At 45.4% G+C, this 19,971-nt stretch carries 16 protein-coding genes, 1 other RNA gene and 1 pseudogene; 4 read left to right on the top strand and 14 right to left on the bottom strand.

Annotated features, from left to right (window positions below; all coding sequences use genetic code 11):
- The 3 genes from SHEWPOL2_RS02025 to aceB form a co-directional block, all read right to left on the bottom strand.
- Complete coding sequence (locus tag SHEWPOL2_RS02025; RefSeq protein WP_037416011.1) at positions 1-369, bottom strand: hotdog domain-containing protein; 369 nt, start codon at positions 367-369, stop codon at positions 1-3.
- Between the two features lie 374 nt (positions 370-743).
- Complete coding sequence (gene aceA / locus SHEWPOL2_RS02020; RefSeq protein WP_037425548.1) at positions 744-2,066, bottom strand: isocitrate lyase; 1,323 nt, start codon at positions 2,064-2,066, stop codon at positions 744-746.
- 134 nt (positions 2,067-2,200) lie between these two features.
- Positions 2,201-3,850 carry a malate synthase A gene (gene aceB / locus SHEWPOL2_RS02015; RefSeq protein WP_037416006.1) on the bottom strand — a complete coding sequence of 550 codons (1,650 nt, stop codon included), beginning with the start codon at positions 3,848-3,850 and terminating at the stop codon, positions 2,201-2,203.
- Positions 3,851-4,685: 835 nt separating this feature from the next.
- Between aceB and SHEWPOL2_RS02010 the strand changes: the two genes are divergently transcribed.
- Positions 4,686-7,154: a TonB-dependent receptor gene (locus SHEWPOL2_RS02010; RefSeq protein ID WP_037425546.1), complete on the top strand. Its 2,469-nt coding sequence runs from the start codon at positions 4,686-4,688 to the stop codon at positions 7,152-7,154.
- A gap of 68 nt (positions 7,155-7,222) precedes the next feature.
- Here the strand turns inward: SHEWPOL2_RS02010 and SHEWPOL2_RS02005 are convergent, their stop codons facing one another.
- From SHEWPOL2_RS02005 to SHEWPOL2_RS01985, 5 genes and pseudogenes are all read right to left on the bottom strand, one after another.
- Positions 7,223-8,992 carry a monovalent cation:proton antiporter-2 (CPA2) family protein gene (locus tag SHEWPOL2_RS02005; protein WP_037425544.1) on the bottom strand — a complete coding sequence of 590 codons (1,770 nt, stop codon included), beginning with the start codon at positions 8,990-8,992 and terminating at the stop codon, positions 7,223-7,225.
- 223 nt (positions 8,993-9,215) lie between these two features.
- Positions 9,216-10,955: a GGDEF domain-containing protein gene (locus SHEWPOL2_RS02000; protein ID WP_037425542.1), complete on the bottom strand. Its 1,740-nt coding sequence runs from the start codon at positions 10,953-10,955 to the stop codon at positions 9,216-9,218.
- A 48-nt stretch (positions 10,956-11,003) separates the two neighbouring features.
- A complete protein-coding gene (locus tag SHEWPOL2_RS01995) occupies positions 11,004-11,219 on the bottom strand; it encodes a hypothetical protein (RefSeq protein WP_037425540.1) in 216 nt (71 codons plus the stop codon).
- 93 nt (positions 11,220-11,312) lie between these two features.
- Positions 11,313-11,519, bottom strand: a pseudogene (locus tag SHEWPOL2_RS01990) (hypothetical protein); the annotation flags it as partial.
- A gap of 44 nt (positions 11,520-11,563) precedes the next feature.
- Positions 11,564-12,355 (bottom strand): SAM-dependent methyltransferase, encoded by a 792-nt coding sequence (locus SHEWPOL2_RS01985; RefSeq protein WP_037425536.1) that lies wholly within the window; start codon positions 12,353-12,355, stop codon positions 11,564-11,566.
- A 406-nt stretch (positions 12,356-12,761) separates the two neighbouring features.
- On the opposite strand from SHEWPOL2_RS01985, the gene bamE reads away from it, so the two are divergent.
- Positions 12,762-13,253: an outer membrane protein assembly factor BamE gene (gene bamE, locus SHEWPOL2_RS01980; protein ID WP_037416135.1), complete on the top strand. Its 492-nt coding sequence runs from the start codon at positions 12,762-12,764 to the stop codon at positions 13,251-13,253.
- A 77-nt stretch (positions 13,254-13,330) separates the two neighbouring features.
- On the opposite strand, the gene SHEWPOL2_RS01975 is transcribed toward bamE, so the two are convergent.
- Both SHEWPOL2_RS01975 and SHEWPOL2_RS01970 read right to left on the bottom strand, forming a co-directional pair.
- On the bottom strand, positions 13,331-13,666 hold the full coding sequence (locus tag SHEWPOL2_RS01975; RefSeq protein WP_037425533.1) for an RnfH family protein: 336 nt from the start codon (positions 13,664-13,666) through the stop codon (positions 13,331-13,333).
- Positions 13,656-14,093 carry a type II toxin-antitoxin system RatA family toxin gene (locus SHEWPOL2_RS01970; protein ID WP_037425530.1) on the bottom strand — a complete coding sequence of 146 codons (438 nt, stop codon included), beginning with the start codon at positions 14,091-14,093 and terminating at the stop codon, positions 13,656-13,658. The genes SHEWPOL2_RS01975 and SHEWPOL2_RS01970 overlap by 11 nt, the downstream gene beginning before the upstream one ends.
- A gap of 254 nt (positions 14,094-14,347) precedes the next feature.
- Between SHEWPOL2_RS01970 and smpB the strand changes: the two genes are divergently transcribed.
- Positions 14,348-14,839, top strand: a complete 492-nt coding sequence (gene smpB / locus SHEWPOL2_RS01965) for an SsrA-binding protein SmpB (protein ID WP_011071661.1) — start codon at positions 14,348-14,350, stop codon at positions 14,837-14,839.
- Between the two features lie 72 nt (positions 14,840-14,911).
- Positions 14,912-15,266: a transfer-messenger RNA gene (gene ssrA / locus SHEWPOL2_RS22345) on the top strand.
- 294 nt (positions 15,267-15,560) lie between these two features.
- On the opposite strand, the gene SHEWPOL2_RS01960 is transcribed toward ssrA, so the two are convergent.
- From SHEWPOL2_RS01960 to SHEWPOL2_RS01945, 4 genes are read right to left on the bottom strand one after another with little or no spacing between them, the layout of a single operon-like run.
- Positions 15,561-16,031: a hypothetical protein gene (locus SHEWPOL2_RS01960; protein WP_037425527.1), complete on the bottom strand. Its 471-nt coding sequence runs from the start codon at positions 16,029-16,031 to the stop codon at positions 15,561-15,563.
- Between the two features lie 10 nt (positions 16,032-16,041).
- Complete coding sequence (locus SHEWPOL2_RS01955; protein ID WP_037425523.1) at positions 16,042-16,707, bottom strand: molecular chaperone TorD family protein; 666 nt, start codon at positions 16,705-16,707, stop codon at positions 16,042-16,044.
- 56 nt (positions 16,708-16,763) lie between these two features.
- The gene (locus tag SHEWPOL2_RS01950) at positions 16,764-17,438 is read right to left on the bottom strand and encodes a DMSO/selenate family reductase complex B subunit (protein WP_037425569.1); all 675 of its coding nucleotides are present in this window, start codon (positions 17,436-17,438) and stop codon (positions 16,764-16,766) included.
- A gap of 13 nt (positions 17,439-17,451) precedes the next feature.
- Entirely contained in the window at positions 17,452-19,962 is a 2,511-nt protein-coding gene (locus SHEWPOL2_RS01945) for a DMSO/selenate family reductase complex A subunit (RefSeq protein ID WP_037425520.1), read from the bottom strand.
- Positions 19,963-19,971 lie beyond the last annotated feature (9 nt).

Below are 19,971 nucleotides of genomic sequence, written 5' to 3'. Positions count from 1 at the left end.
TTAGGCCGCATTAGCACGAATACCATGGGGAACCGGTAATCCCTGCGAATTCACATTTACAAACACCATCTTATCGATACTCACCACAGGCGCCTGCGTCATCTTATTACGTACTTGGCAACTGACCGTAATGGAGCTGTGCCCAAGGCTGACAAGCTCCAAACCAAATTCCAACACATCCCCTTGGCGCGCCGGCGTCATAAAATTGATTTCAGAAATCAGCTTAGTCACATGGCTGGTGCTTTTCATCTGGCATGCAGCAAAGATAGCCGCCTCCTCGTCAATCCAACTCAATAACTGGCCGCCAAATAGGGTATTTGCAGGATTTAAATGTTCAGGTTTGACTAAACGACGACTGTAATATTTCATGACGGTGACCTCACTGTGAATGCTAAGTTTTACGGCCAATTCACAGCATTATTTAGGCCAAGATAAATAGCCATTGAATAACAATGAGATAGCATTAAGTCTTTGTAAAACGGTTAAAAAATTGCACCAACTCGAGTCAGAGTTGCACCAGAATAATCAATTAGATAAAAAAATAGCGACTCAGAGAGTCGCCAAGCACAGGCAAGCAAAGTATTGACTGGGTGGGAAGTTAAGTCACAAGAGTTGACTTAAAAACCCGTGCAGCACATGTAGGCGAACTGCACGGGGGACAACAGCTGCAATGCAGCTAAACACAGGGTTTACGGGTACAACATCTTACGGGTAGAACCTATTCGCGATACAACAGACTTCGCTTAAAACTGCTCTTCTTCAGTCGAGCCAGTCAGCGCAGTCACTGATGAATGACCACCTTGGATAACCGTAGTCACTTGGTCGAAATAACCTGTGCCCACTTCCTGTTGATGCGCCACGAAGGTGTAACCTTTCTTCGCTGCCGCAAACTCAACTTCTTGAACTTTCTCAACATAATGCTTCATACCTTCACCACGAGCGTAGTCGTAAGCTAGGTCAAACATGTTGTACCACATGTTGTGGATACCCGCTAAAGTGATGAATTGGTACTTGTAGCCCATGTCCGATAGCGCTTGTTGGAAACGGGCAATCGTCGCGTCGTCCAAGTTTTTCTTCCAGTTGAACGAAGGTGAACAGTTGTAGGCCAGCAATTGGTCTGGGTACTGAGCATGGATTGCCTCAGCAAAGCGGCGTGCTTCTTCTAAGTCAGGCTTAGCGGTTTCACACCAAATTAAATCCGCATAAGGTGCGTAGGCTAGACCGCGAGAAATCGCTTGGTCCAGACCCGCTTTTACGCGGTAGAAACCTTCATTGGTACGCTCGCCAGTCACAAAGTCACGATCGTACGGATCGCAATCAGAGGTCAATAAATCCGCCGCGTTCGCATCGGTACGAGCGATAACTAAGGTTTCAACACCGCTTACGTCGGCAGCCAGACGTGCTGCAACCAGTTTTTGTACAGCTTCTTGGGTTGGCACTAATACTTTACCGCCCATGTGGCCGCACTTTTTCACTGACGCTAATTGGTCTTCAAAGTGCACACCGGCGGCGCCTGCGTCGATCATTGACTTCATCAACTCGAACGCATTCAGTACGCCACCAAAACCGGCTTCCGCATCGGCAATAATGGGTAGGAAATAATCGACAAAGTTTTCATCTTCCGGATTAACCCCATTGCTCCACTGGATTTGGTCAGCACGGCGGAAAGAGTTGTTAATACGTGAAACGACCGCTGGAACCGAGTTAGCTGGGTATAACGATTGGTCTGGGTACATAGTGCCCGCTAAGTTAGCGTCGGCAGCCACTTGCCAACCAGACAGATAAATCGCTTCGATACCAGCTTTAGCCTGTTGTACCGCTTGGCCGCCAGTCAGTGCGCCTAACGAGTTCACATAACCTTTTTTTGCGCCACCGTTGACGAGATCCCACAGTTTAGCAGCGCCGCGTTTGGCAATGGTGTTCTCTGGAACAATTGAACCACGAAGTGCCACGACTTCTTCTGCAGTGTATGGGCGACGAACATTTTTCCAACGTGGATTCTCTGCCCAATCTTTTTTGATCGCGTCAATCTGCGCCTGACGTGAAGTCTGTGTTGCCTTAGTCATAGTGTCACTCCTTTCTGTATGATGTTGTAGCAAGTGACGCTGCCCCACCGCGTCACCCTGCCCATTGGTTTAATTGACGGTTTCACCGCCATAACGCATTCCATAGGACGCATTAAGTGTTAACGCATTTATAATTAAGCAGTTAGCATCTCGTAACCGGGTAAGGTTAAGAAGTCGACCAACTCATCCGAAGTGGTAATATCCTCAAGCAATACCGCCGCTTGGGTAAATTTGCCGTGAGTGAATCTGTCACCGCCCACTTCTTTTTTCACGTTTGCTAACTCTTCCACCAGCATGTCTTTAAACAATTGTTTCGTGACAGGTTTGCCGTTGGAGAGTGACTTGCCATGTTGGATCCATTGCCAAATCGAGGCGCGGGAGATTTCAGCGGTTGCCGCATCTTCCATTAATCCATAAATCGGCACACAACCGTTGCCACTAATCCACGCCTCAAGGTATTGCAGAGCGATGCGAATATTCAGGCGCATCCCTTGTTCTGTACGCTCACCATCACAGGGTTTTAATAACTCTGCGGCGAGGATCGGTGCATCCACATCACGGGTGATATGCAATTGATTTTGATGATCTTGGCCTATGTATTCGTTAAAGATCCCCATTGCCGTATCCGCAAGACCTGGGTGAGCGACCCAAGTCCCATCATGACCATTGCGAGCCTCAAGCTCTTTGTCCTTACGTACCCGTTGCAACACGGTTTCGTTCTGAGCGGGATCCTTCGCAGGAATAAAGGCCGCCATGCCGCCCATCGCCAGTGCGCCACGTTTATGGCAGGTTTTGATCAGCAGTCTTGAATAGGCGCTTAAGAAAGGCGTATCCATGGTCACCGCTTGGCGATCCGGTAATACACGGTCGCTATGACGCTTTAATGTTTTGATATAGCTGAAGATATAATCCCAACGACCACAGTTCAGCGCGACAATGTTTGAGCGTAATTCATAGAGAATTTCGTCCATTTCAAACACTGCGGGTAAGGTCTCAATCAAACAAGTACATTTGATTGTGCCAGGCTGTAGGCAAAATCTTTCTTCAACAAAAGCAAACACTTTTGCCCACCAACGCGCTTCAATATGGCTCTCGAGTTTAGGAATATAGAAGTAAGGACCACTGCCCTTCGCCAGCAATTGGCGATAGTTATGGTAAAAGTACATCGCAAAGTCGAATAACGCGCCAGGAATGGACTGCTGGTTAAATTCAACGTGCTTCTCTTTTAAGTGCAGGCCACGCACACGGCAGATTAATACCGCAGGATTTGGGCCTAACTTGTAGTGTTTACCGGTTTCAGGCGCTGTGTACTCAATCTCACCGCGCACGGCATCACGCAGGTTAATCTGACCTTCCACGACTTTCTGCCAGCTCGGTGCTAAGGAGTCTTCAAAATCCGCCATAAACACTTTGGCATTGGCATTAAGTGCATTGATCACCATCTTACGTTCGACGGGACCGGTGATTTCGACACGGCGATCGAGTAAGTCATTCGGAATGCCGCGGATCTTCCATGCGCCGTCACGAATAGCGCGAGTTTCAGGTAAAAAGTCTGGCAAAGTCCCTTTATCGATACGCGTCTGTCTGTCTTTACGTTTGGCGAGTAAGGTGGGCACTTCAGTTGCAAATTCCCGGCAAAGTGACTCAAGCAACGCCAGCGCACCTTCGGTAAAAATCACTTCTTGGCCAGGGATAGTATTTCCCACTATGGTCAGCGCGCCATTCGCAGTGGTCTTATTCTGTGCCGAATTCAATTGCTGCTCACTTAAAGTTTGTTCCGTCATCTTCTCACCCTCCCAAGAGGCAAAACTCTTGCTCGTTTACGACTCATTACCAGTAAAGACATGGGTAACATGTACAAACATTCACCGCAAAACATTCAAATGTTCGTTTAGAACCAAAACTTACAGACAAACATTTGTATTTGCAACTATCCAAAAGTGTCATAACAGCTAAAAAAATTGACCAAAAACCATGACAAAATTGGTCTGACCAAAGTGATTTTTCAAATATAAATGTTTGATTTAGAATAATTTTATATTAAAGCGATAATTACTATTTTGGTAGTGGTGAAATTTGTCTGACAACTTTACCACTTTAAGCGCATTGTAATTTTATACGTAATTAAATTACACAATGAAAATTAATATATACACCACTTTTACCTTATTCGACCTAAGTAGAAAACAGACAGCGTTTTGAACTCCACCTTAAGGAAAGCGAGTAAAACCAACAAAAACAACAAGTTAACAAAATTGAAACACCACACAAATTTAAACACTCGTTTAAATGTTACGTTTACGTAAACAGTAATTAGGATAGGATGAGAGTGATAGGGATCACGGGTTATGTTTCTCGATCAAAAAGCAGAGTCGATGTGGTTAACCCAAAAAATAAATCACTTTTTTATAAAAAAAATGAAACAAATTAGAAATCTGGCTAAGAGTGGCTTCAAGTTGCGCGCCTAGTGGCGGCAAAACTCACCACAGGATTAATCCACAAACCGTTAATCATACGTAAAGATGACAAACATTTAACTCCCAAGACCTATCAATCAAAGGTTGCAATGGTTATGAAAATCATTATCATTCGCGACCATTCTGTTTGGGGGAACTTTATATGTCAGTATCACAACCTATATTTCGTTTATCACTTATTGCACTCGCCTGCCTCAGTGCTTTACCACATACCGCTTTTGCCGATGACACACCTTCTGCTCGCGGTCAAAACATCGAACGCATAACGGTATACGGCAGACAAAACTCCGTAGTGAAAAACTCTGGGCTTGCGACTAAGTCAGATATGTCCTTGATGGAAACCCCTGCGGCGGTAGTTATCGTTGACCAAGAGCTGATTAACAGCCAAGGAGTCGACAATCTGCAAGACTTAATTCGTAATATCAGCGGGGTGACTCAAGCAGGCAATAACTATGGCATTGGGGATAACTTAGTGATTCGCGGTCTAGGCGCAAACTACACCTATGACGGCATGTATGGCGGAGCTGGCCTTGGTAACACCTTTAACCCCACTCGCTCTTTAACCAATGTGGAATCCGTAGAGGTCTTAAAAGGCCCAGCAACAGGACTCTACGGCATGGGCAGCGCGGGCGGTGTGATCAACCTGATTGAAAAGAAACCGCAATTTGAGTCCAAACACAAATTCACCACTGAAGTTGGACAATGGGATACCTACTCGCTCGCCATCGACAGCACGGGTGGAATCACCGATGATCTTGCTTATCGTTTAGTCGCCAAAACCGCCCGCAGTGAAGGCTACCGTGATTTAGGCGCCGACCGCGATGAAGTGTTCGGCTCACTCAAGTGGGTATTAAGTGATAGCCAAGATCTGATGCTATCCGGCGCGTATATCAAAGACGCCATTGCCGTTGACTCCATCGGCCATCCAATTCGCATCTACAATGCCGATTCAGTCGGCGGCAAAACCGCGAGCGAAGTCACTTGGCAAGATTTGATAAACGATCCTAAAGGGCTGGGCATACAACTGACCGACGAGCAGCGTCAGCAATTGGCGGCATCACTCGCCAGTGGTGATGGTTTAACTCCTTATTCCTTTGGTGACGCGGGATTAATTTCTCCCATGGCAAAGGATAATGAAGGTGAAGAATTAAGATTCAAGCTAACCCACAATATCTACTTTACCGATAATCTGTTCCTTAATCAGCAGTTGCAATATCGCGACTACACCACAGGTTTTGCCCGTCAAACCGGGGCTTACAACTATGTGTACTGGAAGCGAAACATCAAGATTGGTGGCGTATCGACTGATGTGATTAACCAGGATCCCCGCGCGCCACTGGTTGAAAATGGCTTGCTCTATCCCTTTGCCGCCAGACGTCAGGAATACCGCCAACTCGATGCCGAAGAAACCTCATGGCAGTATTTTGCCGATCTACGTTACGACTTCCAAATCGGCAATATCGACAACGAATTACTGGTGAACGCTAACTACGAAGACCGCGATATTCGCCTCGAGCAATTCTCAATTTACGATGCAGATCAAGTCATTAAAAACAAACAAGGTGAAGTGATTTACCGTGGTTCGCTACCCTATATTTACGATATCCGCAATCCAAACTGGGGAACGGGTAAATTTGCCGACTACGATCCACTCAAAACCGCCAACTACAACAAAAAAGTCAGCGCTTGGGGCTTAGGCGTGCAACATGTGGGTTATTTAGGTTATGGCTTTACCACCCGTGTTGGCGTGGCCTTTAACGAAATCAAACAGAGTTATGAGCACTTAGGCTTGGATGAGCGCTACAGCGCGAGTCAAACGAGCCCAACCCCTGAGGAAGATAGTAAAGATAATGGTGTCACCTACAACTTGGGCTTAACCTATATGCCCATTGATGATTTATCGTTTTTCGTCAATCACTCAAAGGGCCGCACCGCCTATAGCATTTTAGGCTCAATCACTGGGGAAAATACCGACCGCGAAGACTCAGAATCCGTCAGTAACGATCTCGGTATGCGCTTTAAAGCCTTTGATGATCAGATGCTAGCATCATTGGTGTTCTTTAAAAGCTCACGCACTAATGTGCCTTACAACAACCCAGACTATAACGCTGGCGTATCTGGTGCCGAGGTACCCGTGTACTTTTACGATGGCAGCGAAGATACCCAAGGGGTCGAGTTAGATCTTAATGCCCAGCTAAATGATCAGTGGCGAGTTAACTTTAATGGCATGTACCAAGATGCAAGGGATAAACAAAACCCAAATAGTTTAACCTACAACAGCCGCCAAAAAGGGGTACCCTATGTGACCGCCAGTGCTTGGGTGACCTATGGTGCAGACTGGTTTGCCTTATCCAGCCCCATTGAGCTGAGTTTAGGCGCCAAGTATGTGGATGATAGAAGCACGCACTCAACAGACTTTGGCATCCCTGATGGATATGTGCCGAGCTATACCTTAGTGGACTCTGCCATCAGCTACGCCACCGACTCTTGGAAGTTACAATTGAATATCAACAACCTATTCAATAAAGATTATTACAGCAAGGCGATGTTCCTCGGTGGTATGCCAGGCGAAGAGCGTAATGTGAAGCTGCAATATAGCTACAGCTTCTAAGCTGTTTCCTTAAGCCGATAAACAACAAGAGAGCCCATCGGCTCTCTTGTTTGTTTTAGCCAGCAGACTTAACTGACATTCTCCCGGTCGCCACGCATCAGCGACTCCAACTCAGCTTTCCCCTTATTGGATAAATCAATCAGCTTGGCTAAATCATGTTGATGGGCTGCACTGGCAATAACCAGCTTTTTATCGTGCTCGGCAAAAATCTTCACCCTTTCATTGGCCTGCACCTGTGATAAACCTAAGCCCTGCAAAATCTTCTCACTGGCAGACAAAGCCGAACCAAAGGTTTCACGGAACACATCGGTCACCCCAAGGCTCATTAATCGATAGGCGTGGTTACGGTCACGTGCCCGAGCGACAATATTGATATGGGGGAAATGGGTTTTCACCTGCTGGGCAATTTCAATCGAATCCTCAACATTATCAACGGCCAGCAGCAACAGGCGCGAGCGTGCAATCCCCGCAGACATCAACATATCTAAGCGTCTTGCATCACCAAAATAGACCTCACCACCGTATTTGCGGATCACATCCACATGGCTGGCATCCTTATCTAAGGCCACAAACGGAATGCCCGATGACGCTAAAATCCGCCCAGTGATCTGCCCTACCCGCCCAAATCCGGCGATCACCACCTCAGATTCAGTCACATTAATGGTATCGGGCAAACGTGTATCCACCACCTTAGGTTTAGTGGCTCTAAAAAGCGTGAAAATCATCGGCGTGACGGCCATGGATAAACCGATGGCGAGCACTAAGATTTGCGCGATTTTATCATCCACTATGCTGGATAATTGCGCCTGCGATAACAGCACAAAGGCAAACTCACCGCCCTCAGCCAAGATAAGCCCAAGTGCAATACTCGGACGCCATGTATGGTGTCGTAAACGGCCAAGCAGCATCAGCACGAGGGTCTTAATCAGTAACATGCCCAGCAAAATTGCGAGGATAAGTAAGGGATCGGTTAAAAACAGCTTGAGATCCATACTCATGCCGACCGCCATAAAAAACAGCCCAAGCAGTAAGCCCTTAAAAGGCTCGATATCGGTTTCGAGCTGATGTCGGTAGCTGGAGTTCGCCAGCATAATTCCGGCTAAAAACGCCCCCATACCCGCCGATAGCCCCAGCCACTCCATCAATTCGGCGCTGCCCATGACAAGCAATAGTGCAAAGGCCGTTAACACCTCACGAACCCCGCTGCTGGCAACAAGTTTAAGTACCCGCGGTAACAGGTATTTTCCCACCAACACAAAGCCCACTAAGGCCACACAGGTCCAATACCAAGGCACCGCATGATGCTCAATCTGGGCCGAATTAGGCGCAAGATAAGCGGTTAATAGCAACATGGGGATCACGGCGAGATCTTGCATTAACAACACCCCAAAGGCATCGCGGCCAAGCGGAGTAGTCAGTAATCGATGTTCGCTCATCAACTGCACCGCAAAAGCCGTCGATGACAAGGATAACGCCGCGCCAACCACTAATGCTGCCTCAATGGATAAGCCAAATCCCCAAGCTAAACCGCCAATTGCCGCCCAAGAAAGGAGTAACTGACCACTGCCGAGACCAAAGATGGCGCTGCGCAGCTCCCATAACTTGCTCGGATTGAGTTCAAGCCCGAGCACAAACAACATGAGTACCACGCCAAGCTCGGCAAAATGCAGCACGGCGGCGGGATCAGACACCAGCGCCATGCCGCCAGGCCCTAAAATCACCCCAGCAGCGAGATAAGACAGAATAGGTCCTGCGCCAAAACGTTTGCCCAAGGGTACAAAAATCACCGCGGCCAATAAAAATAACAGTACAGAAGTGAGCAGACTCGACTCTTCCATTAGGGCTCCACAATGTTAGCGAAAGGCAAAAATAGGGGTATGACCTTAAGCGAAAAAGCTTCGGCTACCGCTGGCAATCATACTCTAGTTATGCAGGAAAAAGTGTGAAAAATTGACCTAAAAATCATCGAGAAAACGCAAGAAATAAGCGAAAAAGCGAAAGAAGAAAACCGCGTTACATTAACCTAAACAGTCAGTTACACAGACAATACAACTCTACCCCCTACGGTCTTACCAACTGGCTGGTAATATTGGTGGCGCGTTTATCGGAGGCTAAAGCGTCCTCATAACAGAATACACTGTTACGACCATTGGATTTTGCGGCATACAGTGCCATATCGGCACGGTGCAGCAGAGGATCTAAGCTTAAGTCTTCTGTTGTCATACCGCTGACCCCAAAGCTCGCGGTGATAGTAAATTTATGCCCCGACAGATGCGTATCAATGGCTTCGATTCGGCTTCGGCATTGTTCGGCAACTTCCATTCCCTTTTCCTCATTGGCATAGGGCAAAAACAACGCAAATTCTTCGCCGCCAATCCGGGCAAACACATCACCATTGCGCACATGGGGTTTTAATACTTCCACGACTTTTTTCAGCGCCCAGTCACCCGTACCATGGCCGTAGGAATCATTAATCCGTTTAAAATGATCTAAGTCGAATAAAATCACGCAAAAATCGCCCCCTCGGGCAGCGGTTTGCACAAACAGATTTTCGCCAAGATCTTGCCCTGCACCACGGTTAAGCACGCCCGTCAATGCATCCATTCTGGCCATGCGCATAAAACGCCGTTTTTGCAAATTGCCCACGACTAACAAAATCGCGAGGAAAAACAGCCCGCCCACTAATATCGTGATAAACATCAGCATATTAGTGTACTCACGCTCTTTTACCGTTTGCTGGGCGATATAAAGTTCACGCTCTTTATTCAGCAAGTTGATTTCACGCGCCTGCTCATCGGCATTAAACTTAGCCGCTTGATAAGCAAGGGTTTTCATCCTCGACTCATCAAAAATCAGTTGATTATAATGTTGCTCTTTTCTGGAGTATTCATAGGCTTGTTCAAATTGCTGTTTTTGAGCATAAATCTTAGCAAGTACACGTGATGCACCGTGCTTAAGCTCTGTATTGCTAGAATCATCCACAAGATTCATAACATATTGAGCATGTAACTCAGCTTTCGTAGAATCTTGCAACAACAAATAAGCTTCACTTAGCAACTCATGTACGCTATTAATCTCCAGCTCAAAATTAAATGATTCATACCCCTTTAGAGAATCTAATAAGTAAGAGATAGCAAGCTGTGGCTCATTCAATCTAAGACTCGATTCTCCCATACCTTTTAATGCAATATTCGCAATTAGTGGGTAACCACTGGATTCACAATAACTACGAGTAGACTTAAATTCATCAAATGCTTGCGAATAAGACTTTAACTCTAACTGATGAACGGATAAATATAGTTTAGATATACAAACATCTTTAACATCACTTGGAGAGGCGAGAGCAAGCGCTTTAGCTGCATATTTAGCAACCTCTTCAGTGACCCCCATCGCAGTATATAAACTAGCCAAACGCAAATATGAAGCGCGCTTAAGGTTAATATCATCAATTCGGTCAATTAGCCCAAGACTCTTTCCCATCACTTTAAATGCATCATTGAAATGATGCAGAGCAATATAGGCTGTTGCCTCATAACTATATGCAGAAAATAACATTTCCGAGTCTTTGAGTAAGGCTTCTGCTTGGCCCAACAACTCAATAGCAGTTTGATATTGTCCTGAATAAATAGAAGCTGCACCTTTAAAGAGCAAAACTCGTCCCTGCTGTAAGCGAGACATAGAACCAAATTCAGATTCAATTGTTTTAATTAGGTTTATAGCAGCAGGTAAGTCAGAATGTTGTAATGTTTCAATCTTAGTTAGCGTTTCATCATAATTTGTAGTTGAAGCAATCAAGGGCATACAAAGTATGCTCAAGATTGCCAAAATGAAAACACTAAAAAACTTCAATTAATCACCATTACCATGTGAAATAACAAGGTAAGATTGATAGCTACTATCACCACTTAATGTTTTGAGCTTTTCCATATCACCAGTCATTACAGCATTAATTTCTACATCAGTTAACCCATGGGCACGCATCACTGCCTCTGGATTCTGTTTATAGTCTTCCATTAACAGCGCATCTTGACTGAGTTGGGTAAAAAAATCCGATAATGCAGACATGCTTATTCCTTTATTAGCTTAAATAATAGCGACTCTAGAAAGACTTAACTTTGAGTCAACAGAACTTATAACATTTTCGTGGTATTCAGAACGGTTACCATGGTTAACTAACACGAAGAATTGATAATCTCCATCTCCGTTCAGACTTTTGAGTTTTTTCATATCCCCAGTCATGACAGCAGTAATTTCATCAATACTTAAACCATAAGCAAGCATTACCACCTGTGGATTCTGCTTATAATCTTCCATTAACTGCGCATCTTGGCCTAACTGGGTAAAAAAATCCGATAATGCAAACATGTTTTCTCCTTATTGTTAATAATGACTCAGTATCACACTTCAATTTAGCCCAAATCTTCGGGACCGATCCCTAACTTAGCCAAAATAGCATAGTTGTACTCCAGCTTTTTTGCTGGCGGAATTAACAACGTACTAATCGGCGTTAAGTGTGCTTGGGGTAAATTCGCTAAAGGTAAACGCTCGATACGCGGGGCTTGGATTGGCAAATTGGCCGCTTCGTAGATGACCACCTCATGGTCGAGGGGATACCATTGATTTAACTGCTCCACGAGGATCTGCAACCTATCACTCGAGGTATGAAATTGGGTTAGGGTATGTTCGCCCGCAATCGCGATTTGCCAGAGTAATAAGTGGGTGGTGGGATCTGGCACATGGTTGAAAAACATAAACTGGCTAGCTTCAAAGCTTTGATGCCCGGAGTTGCCAGGGTCAATCCCTAAGTCGGCCCACAGGCAAGCTTCGGCCGAAATCCCCGGCTCCATCTTGGCTGAAAACCCTTCTGCCTTGGCACGAGTGATAGCCATATGGGATACACAGGCAAACACGCCCGGATGACCATAGAGTGCACACACGGTTTTTTTACCCGCTCTCACCGCATCTAGAATGGCATTGACCATTTGCTCGTAGGTGTCTCGGCGATTTTTAACTTCACCATTTTGCGCATAAAACTGCTGCAAATTGATGACATTGGGATTGAGCTTCGTCAACCAACGCTGCGAGAAACCGTCGGGTAAGAGTGAAAATACAATATCGGCATGTTCAATATAGCTGCGGCTTAATACGCTAATTTGCCCCGCGAGCTGTAACCCCGTACCCACACAAACGAGTGATCCCAATGGTCTCTCCTAAAAAGGCGATCTCGGCGGATTAATACATAAATTCAAGCGCTGAAATAACGCTCTCTAAAACCAATATCATCGCTAAGATCATCAAAACAAAAAACTTTCACAACTCTACCCACATTTAGCTAACAATGCCACAGCACAATACTGCATTTGGTAAAATTTTCTGACCTAATTACCGCCCTACACGGTACATATAAAACAAAAAGCGATACAGGTAACAATCCCCATAAATCAGTGTTCATTATAAAAATCTTCACACACAGCGAACTAAAGCCAGCCGCTTAGGTCGAAAACTCACACAATTGCAATGATAAGCGCCGCAACGCCCAATTACCCTTGTCATAGGGGGGAGTGCTTGGGTATGATGGCCGCCAGATTTTCAGAAGTAGCGCATACAATGATCAATAAAAAGCAAAGTCTTACCCTGCTGAGTGCCATTGCGCTCTCAGTTTCGCTCAGTGCCTGTAGCGTGTTTGATTGGCTGATCTATAAGCCCGATATTCCGCAAGGCAACTACATGGAACCGCAACAGGTTGAAAAGTTGCGTATCGACATGACCAAAGAGCAGGCCGAATACATTCTTGGTCGCCCAGTATTGCGCGACAGCTTTGCCGATGACACTTGGTATTATGTGTACCACTATAAGAGTGGCCGTGATGCGAGCATTACCCACAAAGAACTGATCCTGCACTTTACTGGCAACAAATTAAGCTTAGTGAAGGGCGACTATGAATTAAGCCCAGAGTTTAATACGCCGCTTGAGCAGAGTAAGTTACCAATGGTAAACACCGCAGAATCTGCGCCGCAGGTGCCAGCACAGCGCCCTGACGAAAAGCCATTAGTGAAAGAAAATCAAACCGAAGCGCAAGTTCAAAAGCCAATCAAGTAAGTACACTGGTTTAACACTTGCCTTAAAAACAAAAAGCGCCCATGGCGCTTTTTTTGTGTGCTGGTGTTGCAGACAGATTAAGACACCCGTCCACCGGTCACTTTATTGGCACGACCTTCATCCTTGGCCTTATCGGCACGGCGACGGCGCACATCCTTAGGATCGGCAATCAACGGGCGATAAATCTCCACTCGCTGCCCAGGTAAAATCTCTTGGTCATGCTTAATCACATTGCTAAACACCCCAAGCTTTACCGTTTCTAAATCAATCTCAGGGAAAAAACTCACCATATTGCTCTGACGCACTATGTCAATCGCGCTCGTGCCGGGCAATACGCTAACCGAAATCACCTTCTGCTGAGTCGGCAGCGCATAAATAACATCGACGACGAACTTATCTGCTTCATTTGTCACTGTAAATTACCTTAGCGCGGCTGGTAAATGCCGTCACCATTGACACCATAAGATCATTAAACACTTTACCAAAAGCCATATCGACCAATGAGCTGGAAAACTCGAAATTTAAATCGAACTCCACCTTACAGGCATCTTCAGTCAACTCGGTAAAACGCCACTGGCCGAATAAGTGTTTAAAAGGCCCATTTTCAAGTCTTAACTCGATACTCTTTCCCGGCACCACCTGATTGCGCGTGGTAAAGGTCTTACGGATCCCCGCCTTACTCACATCGACTGAAGCCACCATAGTTTTACCATCAAACTCAAGCACTTCACCGCCAACACAACCGGGTAAAAACTCTTTGTACGACTCAACATCATTGACTAAATCATACATTTGCATCGCACTAAAACGAACTAACACACTTCGAGAAATTTGCGGCATAAAGCTTGGCACTCTCAATCTAAGGAAACACGCTGTCTCAAGCGAACTCCGCGCGCCCTAATCTCTAGGGAAGCTAACAAAATTGGTTTGGATTCTACCACGATACTTAAAAAACGCACCCCTCACACATCCCTATGATGACACAGTCAAAACCGTATAAAAAACCAGCAACAAACTAATGAGGGCTTGAAATAGCTCAAATAAACCCTTATATCCATTTCAAATTGATTCACCGTGCGTATAATGGCGCCACTATGGTAAAGAAAAACTCAAAAAAAGCCGCGCCTGCGACAATCGCACGTAATAAGCGCGCAACCTTCGAATACCGTTTCGAAGAAAAAATGGAAGCAGGCCTGTCCCTCATGGGATGGGAAGTGAAGTCTATCCGCATGGGCAAAGTGAACCTATCGGACTGCTACGTCTTCTTAAAAAATGGCGAAGCCTTTATGCACGGCTGTACCATTATTCCGCTCAATACCGCTTCAACCCATGTGGTGTGCGACCCTATACGACTCAAAAAATTACTGTTAAGTCGTAAAGAGTTGGACAAATTAGCAGGTTTAGTGGAACGCCAAGGCTACTCGATTATCCCTATCTCCATGTACTGGCGTAAAGGGGCTTGGGTCAAAGTGGAAATCGGCCTAGGTAAAGGTAAAAAAGATCACGACAAGCGTGAAGATACTAAAGCGCGCGAATGGGAAGTCGAAAAAGCCCGCGTAATGAAAAAGGAAAAAACGCGCGGATAATGAACAAACGATTGAACTTGCAGCAAATGATACTAGGTTATCTTTACGCTACGAGTTACAATCAACTTTCTTGGGGGCGATTCTGGATTCGACAGGATTCACGAAACCCTGGGAGCATGCCGAGGGGCGGTTGGCCTCGTTAAAAGCCGCAAAGTTATAGTTGCAAACGACGATAACTACGCTCTAGCCGCTTAATGCCGCTAGCCATCTACCACACGCTTCGCACATGGGCAGTGGATTTGATGGTCATCTCACATCGTGCTAGCGAGGGAACCCTGTCCGGGGGTGAACCGCGAAACAGTACCGGACTCACCGTTTGGGATCCTGTCTTTCGGAGTTCAAACGGTTAAACAATAGAAAGACTAAGCATGTAGCGCCTTGGATGTAGGTTTTCTGGACGCGGGTTCAAGTCCCGCCGCCTCCACCAAATATAAGAACGAAGACGTCTCAGGACGTCTTTTTTCTTGCCTTGAACAACGCAAAATCAATGACTTACGGCACATTAACGTCTAATTACCTCCAACTACAGCTTTGATTTTTGGGTACACCTGAGGGTACACGGCCTTGACTTCGAAACTACAGTGTACCCATCATGACCATTGTCACTACTCGCCTAACAGATAAAGAAATCAAAACGGCAAAACCAAGGGATAAAGAATATAACCTATTTGACGGTGACGGACTCCGCTTAAGAATTATCCAAACAATGGATTTTGAACTATTACAATCCCCCCATGTTTCGGGTATTTGTGCGCAATTGTAGACGATGCATCATAAGCTGTTTAGATAAACGCTCAATCATTGAACAAATGGATTCAGAAACACTATCAACCTCTTGTGTCTTGATATATTTACTCCGCCAAACCTCAGCTAAAGTGAAAATAAGTTGTTCCGCTTGACTTAGAGATTGATGTGATAACTCTCTGATAAATAAAACTCTACAGCATTCAAAAAAGCAATGTAGCACAATATTATCCGGTAGTTTCTGCTCATTCATTGTTTTATCGAGAACTAACCATTGTGGCTGACCTTCAATAAAAATAATCGCAGACATAATATTAGTGACTGACGCTAATGACGTACCGCCACAACATAAGTCGTGAATATTTTCACAAGCAGCCAAACTCAATTGAAGTCGGTAGGCAAGCTGGGCTTTTAACCATTGATGACTCACTGCTGTCACAAACGTCATGAACTAACCTTTAGCGATAGAGTTTTACGGTTTGAGGTATCACGTTAAACTTCGTACCTAAATGTGCAAAAAACACTTGAGCAAGCATAGATATGCCACGATAAAAATCCGTCTTTGCATGAAGCTCTGCTAATGCCAAACAGCGCCCCGCCCAAGGTAAAGTATGTTGTTGCAACAATAGCGTGCAGACTCTCACCTTTTGTGTGTCATTGGGGTTTAACGCTAATTCATCAAACAAGTATTGCAACACTAATAAAATCAAGCCTAAATGGTCTACGGGTTCATTTCGCGTCAGGGATAACTCGATACCATGGGTGTTATAAAAGCTAGCCAGATTTTGAGTCGAAGCCTCATTCAGTAACTGCCCCTCACTGGTGTATACCGATCCCCAGGGGGCAGCTTTAGGATCGCCAGGGCCAAAAAATAGCTGCCCATAATCTAATTGAAGCTCGATTAATTGCGATTCATCATCCTGCCATTGAGTCAAATAGCTACTTAGCAAAGCTTTTCCTGACTGTTCACCTATCGAGAGTTCAAGCTCTGGCCACTGTGTTGCTAACTCATCTCGCTTAAATTGTGTCAGTAACGGCATATTAGGGTACGAGTACAAAATGTTATGTAGCACTTTTGCCATTGCACCCCAGGTTTGGTAATCATTCGTGTTGATTGTTGACATAGTGTTCCTTTTACAAACGAAGAAAAATGAGGGGACTAAGCCCCCCATTTTCACTATTACACTTCTGCGGGGTTTAATAATTGCCCACTACCACCAACTGGTTGACCATTTCGATTGGCCTTAATAATCAAGTTTGGTGAAGTAATTGAGGGCGATGGTAAGGGGGCAATATGACCATCACCCTCTCCATATTTCGCTCGTAAATTATCCATAGTGTCAAAGTCGAGTGCCCGTAAAGGACAAGAATCAACGCAAATAGGCTTTTTACCTTCCGCGAGTCTATCGCTGCAACCATCACATTTAGTCATCACCTTACGCTCAATATCTAGCTGTGGAGCATCATATGGGCAGGCTCTCGCGCAACTTTCACAACCAATACAAAGTTCAGTGGCAACTTGGACTAATCCATCTTCACGGCGCTTATGCATTGCACCTGTTGGACAGGCTTTAACACACACAGGCTCACTGCAATGGTTACAACCAATAGACATGTAGTAAGCAAAGACATTTTGCTCAAAACTACCATCGACGTTTTGCGACCAATTACCACCACCATATTCATAAACACGGCGCCAAATAATACCGGGCAAATTAGCGACACCATTATTCATCACATCATCTTTTGCGCGAACCAAGCCAGTCATGCGATCCTTACAGGCAATATGACAGGTTTTACAGCCAGTACATTTGCTGCTATCGAAATAGAAACCATATTGTGTTTGTTGAGTCATTTTCATCTACCCCTTATGCCTTGACGATCTGCACGCGATTGGTGTGTTGTGGGTTTCCCTTTGCGAAAGGGCTTGGTTGGTAACGAGTTAACGTATTAATACAGCCACCAACATCAATTGGGTGCCCGCTCCTTCCAATCCGAGCAATATCAGGCTGATACCAAGCCCCCTGACCTAAAGCCACAACACCTGGGGCAACCCTTGGGGTAATCCGTACAGGTAATTCAACTGTGCCACGATCGTTCCACATCTGTACTTTATCGCCACTTCTTAAACCACGACCTAAGGCATCAGTTGGGTTCATCCATACTGCATCTTCTGCGGCTTCGCGCAGCCATGGCACGTTATGATAACTTGAGTGTGTACGCCCCTTGGTGTGATAACCCATTAATTGCAGAGGATAATCATCCTTAGTATCTTCATCGTCGTAGCCTTCCCATGTGGGTTGATACATGGGGATTGCAGTGATGTAATCGCCTTTAACATTAGGATTAAAGATCCAGTCTTTACCCTTTTGCGCCATCGACAATGAGTAGATCTCTACCTTACCGGATGGTGTACTCACCGCTTTACCACCATTGATATAGCTATCGAGTGCAAGTACTGGCGTCTTGCTAAACGCACGGAACACACCAATCTTTTGCGCTTCAGCGTAACTGTTAGGGAATGCAGGTTGTGCATCCGTATTCGCGCTATTTGTGCGAGTCTTTTGGTATAGTTCCTCTAACCAAGCGGCTTCATCTTTACCTTCTGTGTACTCCGCTTCTTTACCCATTTTGGCAGCAATTAAGCGTCCCATTTCAAACATCGAAATGCTTTCCCACATCGGCTTAACGGCAGCCTTCATGGCAACGAGATAACCCATGATCCCGGATGCATAGCTATCATTGACTAAGTCATTCGACTCTAACCAAGTGGTATCTGGTAGTAAGATGTCCGCATAACGTGCGCTCGGTGTCATCCAGCAATCACACACGACTATAAGTTCACATTTGGTGTCATCTTCGAGGATTTTAGCGGTACCGTTACAATCTGAATGTTGGTTAATTAATGCGTTACTGTTAATCGCAAATACCGCTTTAATATCTGCGCCAAGTGGAGTATCTAAATCAGCTGTACCACGGATCCCATCTTTACGCGCCGTCATTTCATGGCCACGCTCTATCGCTTCTGCCCAAGTAAAGAAAGAAATGGATTCTTTAACCGGATTATTACCACCGCTCATACCTGCACGGTTTAAACTGCCTTGATAAGGCAATGCGCCATTACTAACACCTGGCTGCCCTACTTTGCCGGTTAGGAACGAAAGCATATAGCAAGCACGCATAGCTTGTTCACCATTAGCATGACGGTTTACGCCTGCACCAGTCACAATAAACGGTGCTTTAGCATTCATAATCTTGCTAGCGACAGATTTAATATTTGCTTCTGATATTCCGCAAATTTTAGCTGCCCAAGCGGGGGTTCTTGGGCCATTATCGACAAACTTACCTTCACCAAGAATGTAGTTGCGATAGTTGTCTTCAACGTCGATATAAGGCAAATATTGAGTCTTTTTAGGATCGCCACTTGCGGTAAATTCAGCGACAAGTTTTTCAAGAGAGGCCTTGTCAAATCCAACGCAATACTTATCTAAAAATGCCTTGGAATGCGTATCAACCCATCCAGAGCTAATCATTTCATAGGCAATCGCTTCTGCAAATGCCGCATCGGTTCCTGGTCTAATCGGTAACCATTGGCTTTCTTTACCCGCCATTGAGTCCGTATAACGTGGGTCCACCATAATCACTTCCAGGTTCGCATTCGCCTCAAGCGCTTTTAAGAAATCATATCCTTCACCCGACCCACTCTGACGCATTTCACTTGGGTTGTAGCCAATACCGAGGAACAGATCACTATCATATAACGCCGTTAAAGAAGAACCTGATGTGCTACCAAACCCAGTTGCTGCGGCCGCTTCATTTTGTTGTGCCCAAGAATAGTTACCATAAATCTTCAGGAATCCCCCATTCAGATTGAGCACACGATCAAAACACGCTGAGCTAGCAAATCCATAATAAGCCCCTGTTCCGTAGTGTTTCAAAATCGACTTATTACCGTAACTACTTGCAATACGCTGAATTTCACTCGCAATCGTTGAAGCAGCCTCATCCCATGATATTGGCACAAACTTAGCTTCTCCACGCTTACCAACACGCTTCATAGGTGTACGTAAGCGATCTAGTGCGTAAGTTCGGCTGCGAAGTGAACGTCCACGGGCACAGGCGCGGATCTGGTGGTTGCCGTATTCATCGCTAGTTTCATGATCAGCTTCAATACGGGTAATGATGCCATCACGACTAAATACTTTGATGGGGCAATTTGAACCACAGTTAACCAAACAAGATGACCAAGTTTGTACTTCATCACCTACTGGCGGCTTAGGTGGCACCACATTCACATCACTAGAACCTGAATTACAGCCAGTGACCGTTGCTGCACAGCCCATGGCTGCACTCATTTTTAGAAAACTTCTGCGTTCCATTGTCTTTAC

Origin of the sequence: Shewanella sp. POL2 (genome assembly GCF_000282755.1) — a bacterium.
Lineage (GTDB): Bacteria > Pseudomonadota > Gammaproteobacteria > Enterobacterales > Shewanellaceae > Shewanella > Shewanella xiamenensis.
This window is presented reverse-complemented; position numbering and strand designations above follow the sequence as displayed.